4 protein-coding genes are annotated in these 4,866 nt (G+C 77.6%); 2 read left to right on the top strand and 2 right to left on the bottom strand.

Annotated features, from left to right (window positions below; all coding sequences use genetic code 11):
- Window positions 1–332 precede the first annotated feature (332 nt).
- Both rsmH and mraZ read right to left on the bottom strand, forming a co-directional pair.
- Window positions 333–1,325 (bottom strand): 16S rRNA (cytosine(1402)-N(4))-methyltransferase RsmH, encoded by a 993-nt coding sequence (gene rsmH / locus E4P41_RS21220; protein WP_135143180.1) that lies wholly within the window; start codon window positions 1,323–1,325, stop codon window positions 333–335.
- 454 nt (window positions 1,326–1,779) lie between these two features.
- A complete protein-coding gene (gene mraZ / locus E4P41_RS21215; protein ID WP_135143179.1) occupies window positions 1,780–2,214 on the bottom strand; it encodes a division/cell wall cluster transcriptional repressor MraZ in 435 nt (144 codons plus the stop codon).
- A gap of 499 nt (window positions 2,215–2,713) precedes the next feature.
- Between mraZ and E4P41_RS21210 the strand changes: the two genes are divergently transcribed.
- Both E4P41_RS21210 and E4P41_RS21205 read left to right on the top strand, forming a co-directional pair.
- Window positions 2,714–3,685 (top strand): AAA family ATPase, encoded by a 972-nt coding sequence (locus tag E4P41_RS21210; protein ID WP_348536514.1) that lies wholly within the window; start codon window positions 2,714–2,716, stop codon window positions 3,683–3,685.
- A gap of 2 nt (window positions 3,686–3,687) precedes the next feature.
- Window positions 3,688–4,866 (top strand): DUF58 domain-containing protein (locus E4P41_RS21205; RefSeq protein WP_135143177.1); only part of this gene is annotated, 1,179 nt, incomplete at its 3' end.

Here is a 4,866-nt window from a genome sequence, read left to right as displayed (position 1 = left end):
GGGCGGTGCTGCCCGTCGCGTGCGCCGGCGGCCCCGTCCGGAGGCTCGCCGCAGCCCCGTCCCGGGCCGGCCCCGTCCACAGGCTCGCCGCGAGCTTGCGAGCGGTGAGGGGGACGGGGTCCTTCTCCGAGTGGTGGGGGGGACGGGGTCCTTCTCGGGGTCCTCTCACGGCGAGGGGGACGGGGTCCTTCCTCAGCGGGGGCGGGGTCCGCCGGCCCGGGCGGTCCCCGGGCGGGGTCCCCGCCGCGCGGGCGGTGGCGCTCATGTGGCCTCCTCACCGTCGCTCGTCGGCCGCGTCCGCGGCCCTGCCGCCGTCCCCGCCGTGATGGCGCTCACGCGGCCCGCCGGATGCGCTCGGCGGCCCGCACGCGGGCCGACGCGGCCCGCGGGTTGGCCGCGACCTCCGTCTCCGACGCCGCCTCGCCGCCCCGGGTCAGCAGCCGCAGCGTCGGACCGAGCCCGGGCAGCGGGACCGGCAGCCCGGGCGGCGTGCGGTCGGCGGCTCCGGCGGCGAGGGTCTGCTTGACGATCCGGTCCTCGAGGGAGTGGAAGGTGATGACGGCGAGGCGGCCGCCGACGGCCAGCGCGTCCAGCGCCGCCGGCAGCGCCCGCTCGAGCACGCCGAGCTCGTCGTTCACCTCGATCCGCAACGCCTGGAACGTCCGCTTGGCCGGGTGCCCCCCGGTCCGCCGGGAGGCGGCCGGGATGGCGGCGCGGACCAGCTCGGCGAGCCGGCCGGTCCGGGTGAACGGCTCCCGCTCCCGCTCCCGCGTGATGGCCTGGGCGATGCGGGCGGCGAAGCGCTCCTCGCCGTAGACGCGCAGCACGCGGCTCAGCTCGCCCGCGGAGTAGGTGTTGACGACATCGGCCGCGGTGCGCGGCGCCGACGGGTCCATGCGCATGTCCAGCGGCGCATCGGCGGCGTAGCTGAAGCCGCGGTCGGGACGGTCGAGCTGCAGGGAGGAGACCCCGAGGTCGAAGAGGACGGCCTGCACCTCGGCGACGCCGAGCCGGTCGAGCACCTCGGGCAGCTCGTCGAAGACGGCGGGGACGACAGTGACCCGGTCGGCCGCACCGGCGTCGGTGAGCCGGCGGGTCGCCTCGGCGCGGGCGTCGGGGTCGCGGTCGAGGCCGACCAGCCGCAGCCCGGGGTGGGCGCGCAGCAGCGCGAGGGAGTGCCCGGCCAGGCCGAGGGTGGCGTCGACGAGGACGGCGCCCTCGGTCGAGCAGGCCGGCCCCAGGAGCTCGGTGACCCGCTCGAGCAGGACGGGCACGTGCACCGTGGACGGATCCCGCCCTCCCGGCGCCGGCTCGGTGCTGCTCATCGTCGGCGGCTCCTGAACGGGTCGGGGCGCCCTCGGGGCGCGGAGGCCCGTCCATGGTGGGGGTGGGCGGCGGTCGGCGGGCGGAGGACAGCGGCGTTTCGCCGGAGCCGGGGGCGGCGGTGGGGCGCACGGGGCGGCGGATCGTGCCGGGGAGGGTGGGGCGGGGTGGGGAGCCGAGCGACCGCCCGGCCCGCCCGTGGGGAGCACACCCGGCCGGAGGGCCGACCCGTCCCGCGGGGCCCGCCTGGCGCCGGGGAAGTGCGTCAGGTGGTGCCCCGCGGGCGGGCCCGCGCCGGTGTCGACCGGCGGCGCGCCCGGGTGGGCGGTGCGTCTCCTCCGCTGCCGTGGGGTCCGAGCCGCGGGGAAGGCGGCTCGGGCCGGACCGGTCGAGCCGCGGGGAAGTCGGCTCGGTCGGGGCTGGCGCCCGGAGGGGTCGAGCGGGCGGGACGTCGACTCAGGAGAGGGTGGGCATCCCCTCGCTCTCCATGTCGGCGTAGATGGCCTCCTGCTCGGCCACGTAGGCGTCCCAGGTGGCGGCGTCCCAGATCTCGAAGCGGGTGTCGACGCCGACGACGACGACGTCGCGGTCGAGGCCGGCGTACTCCCGCAGGTTGGCGGGGAGGGTGATCCGGCCGGTCTTGTCCGGCTCGACCTCGACCATCGACCCGAAGCTCATGCGGGCCCGCATGCGCGCCGCGGCGGTGTCGGAGGGCGCCATCGCGGCGGCGGCGGCGCTCTGCTCGGCGACCCGGGCCATGGTGAGGCCGTAGATGCAGCGCTCCTGGCCCTTCTTGATCACCATGCCGTCGGCCACCTGCTCGCGGAAGCGGACGGGGAGTGCGAGCCGGCCCTTCTCGTCGAGGCGCAACGGGTAGCTGCCGACGAACACCGGATCACCTCCCCCATCGCTCCTCCTCGTGCTCCGGGGCGCCCCCGGGACGGGCCCTGCCTCCCCACCGGGCCACACAGTAACCCACTACGCCCCACCGGACACCACTCGACACCATGTCGTGACCGGTGCTCCCCACGGCCACACCCGCAGGTCAGCGCGTCGTCCGCGGGCTGCCCGGCGCGGGTGGGGTGGAGTGGGGGCCTCTCCCACCGCGCCCCACCCGGACGGTCGCCCCGGACGGCCGTGCGGGGGGACGGGGTGGGGCCGCGGGGGACGCCGGGCGACCTCGGCCGTGCGCGACGACACGCCCGGGGCGTGTCCGGACACGTACGGTTGAGGACGTGACCGAGCTCGCGAGGTCGCGCAGGGGGCAGAACACCGTCGGTCACGCGGCCGGCGAGCGCCGGCGAGGAGGCTCCGTGACCGAGCTCGCGCATGGGCAGAGCACTGTCGGCACGCGGCCGACGAAGGCCAGCGAGGAGGCTCCGTGACCGAGGTGACCCGTACCGCCGACGACACGGAGGCCCCGGTCGACGTCGCGACGGAGGGCGCCCGCATCGCGGCGAACATGGCCCGCGTCGTCCACGGCAAGCCCGACGTCGTCCATCTGGCGCTGGTGATCCTGCTCGCCCAGGGCCACCTGCTGGTCGAGGACGTGCCCGGTGTCAGCAAGACCACGCTGGCCAAGGCGCTGGCGGCCTCGATCGACGCGAACGTCCGCCGCATCCAGTTCACGCCGGACCTGCTGCCCAGCGACGTGACCGGGGTGTCGGTCTACGACCAGGAGACCCGCGAGTTCGAGTTCAAGCCGGGCGCGGTCTTCGCCAACATCGTCGTCGCCGACGAGATCAACCGGGCCTCGCCCAAGACGCAGTCGGCGTTGCTGGAGTGCATGGAGGAGCGCCAGGTCACCGTGGACGGCGTCAGCTACGAACTGGCCCGACCCTTCCTCGTCATGGCCACCCAGAACCCGATCGAGATGGAGGGGACCTACCCCCTCCCCGAGGCCCAGCGGGACCGGTTCACCGCGCGCGTCTCCATGGGCTACCCCGACCGCGAGGCCGAGTTGGCCATGCTGGACGACCTGGTGACCACCGATCCGCTGTCCACGCTGACCCCGGCCACCGACGCGGCCGGGGTGCGGGCGCTCGTCGCCGCCGTCGGCCGGCTGCACGTCTCCGAGGCCGTGCGCCGCTACGTGGTGGCGCTGGTGGAGGCCACCCGCCGCTCCCCCGACCTGCGGCTGGGCGCCTCACCGCGCGCCGGACTGCAGCTGCTGCGCACCGCCCGGGCCACCGCGGCGCTGGCCGGGCGCGACCACGTCCTGCCCGACGACGTCCAGACCGTCGCGGTCCCGGTCCTCGCGCACCGCCTGCTGCCCACCCCGGACGCCGCCGCCGCGCGCCGGGGCGCCGAGCAGATGGTGGGCGACCTGCTCAGGACCGTCCCGGTCCCCCGCGGACGCTGACCGTGGCCGGCCCGCTCGCCACCGCGCTGGCGAGCCTGACGCTGCGCGGCCGGTGCCTGGTCGCCGCCGGTCTCACCCTGCTCCTGCTCGGCGTGCTGCTCGGCGAGCAGCCGCTCGTGCAGGCCGCGGTCTTCGTGCTGGCGCTGCCGCTGCTGTCGGCCGCGGCCGTGGCCCGGCACCGGTTCCGCGTCGCGTCCCGCCGGACGGTCACCCCGGCCCGCGTGCCGCGGGGCGGGGACGCCGAGGTGCGTCTGGAGCTGAGCAACGCCGGTCGGAGCACCGGCGGGCTGTGGCTGCTGGCCGAGGCGGTGCCGCCGGAGCTGGGGCCGGCCCCCGAGTTCGTGGTCGACCGGCTGCCCGGCGGCCGGTCGACCACGCTGCACTACCGGGTGCACGGGGGGCGTCGGGGCCGCTACCGGCTCGGCCCGCTGCGGCTGCGGCTGGTGGACCCGTTCGGCCTGGTGCTGCGCAGCGTGGCCGGTGCCGACAGCGCCCCGCTCGTCGTGGTGCCCCGGGTGGTGCCGCTCGGCCCCGGCGGGCCGGGCGGCGGACACGGCGGCGGTGGGTCGGGCGCCCACCGCTCGATCGCCGTCCACGGGGAGGACGACGTCAGCACCCGGCCCTACCGGCAGGGCGACGACCTGCGCAAGGTGCACTGGCGGGCGACGGCCCGCACCGGCGAGCTCATGGTGCGGCTGGAGGAGCGGCCGTGGCGGGCGCAGGCCACCCTGCTGCTCGACACCCGGGCGCGCGCCCACCTGGTCGCCCGGAGCTCCCCCGCCGACCGCCGGGCCGCGCCCGCCGGCCCCGACGCGCTCCCGCCGGACAGCCTGGAGTGGCTCGTCGAGGCGGCGGCCAGCATCGGCACCGAGCTGATCGGCCGCGGCGCGACGCTGCGGGTGGTGACCGAGGCCGGCGAACTGGCCCCGGCGGAGCACGGCGCCGGCCTGGGCCCCGGCGAGCTGCTGGACCGGCTGGCCGGCGTGGCGCCGTCCCGGCTCGGCGGTCTCGGGCCCGGGCTGGCCATGCTGACCCGCGCGGCCGGGGAGGGACCGGTCGTCGCGCTGCTCGGCGCGGTCGGCCCGGACGAGGCCGCCGAGCTGGTGCGGGCCCGCTCCGGCCCCGCTGCCGACCTCGCCGTGCTCGCCGACGTCGGCAGCTGGGCCGACGTCGCCGGGACA

The organism is Geodermatophilus sp. DF01-2 (assembly GCF_004571065.1).
GTDB lineage: Bacteria > Actinomycetota > Actinomycetes > Mycobacteriales > Geodermatophilaceae > Geodermatophilus.
This window is presented reverse-complemented; position numbering and strand designations above follow the sequence as displayed.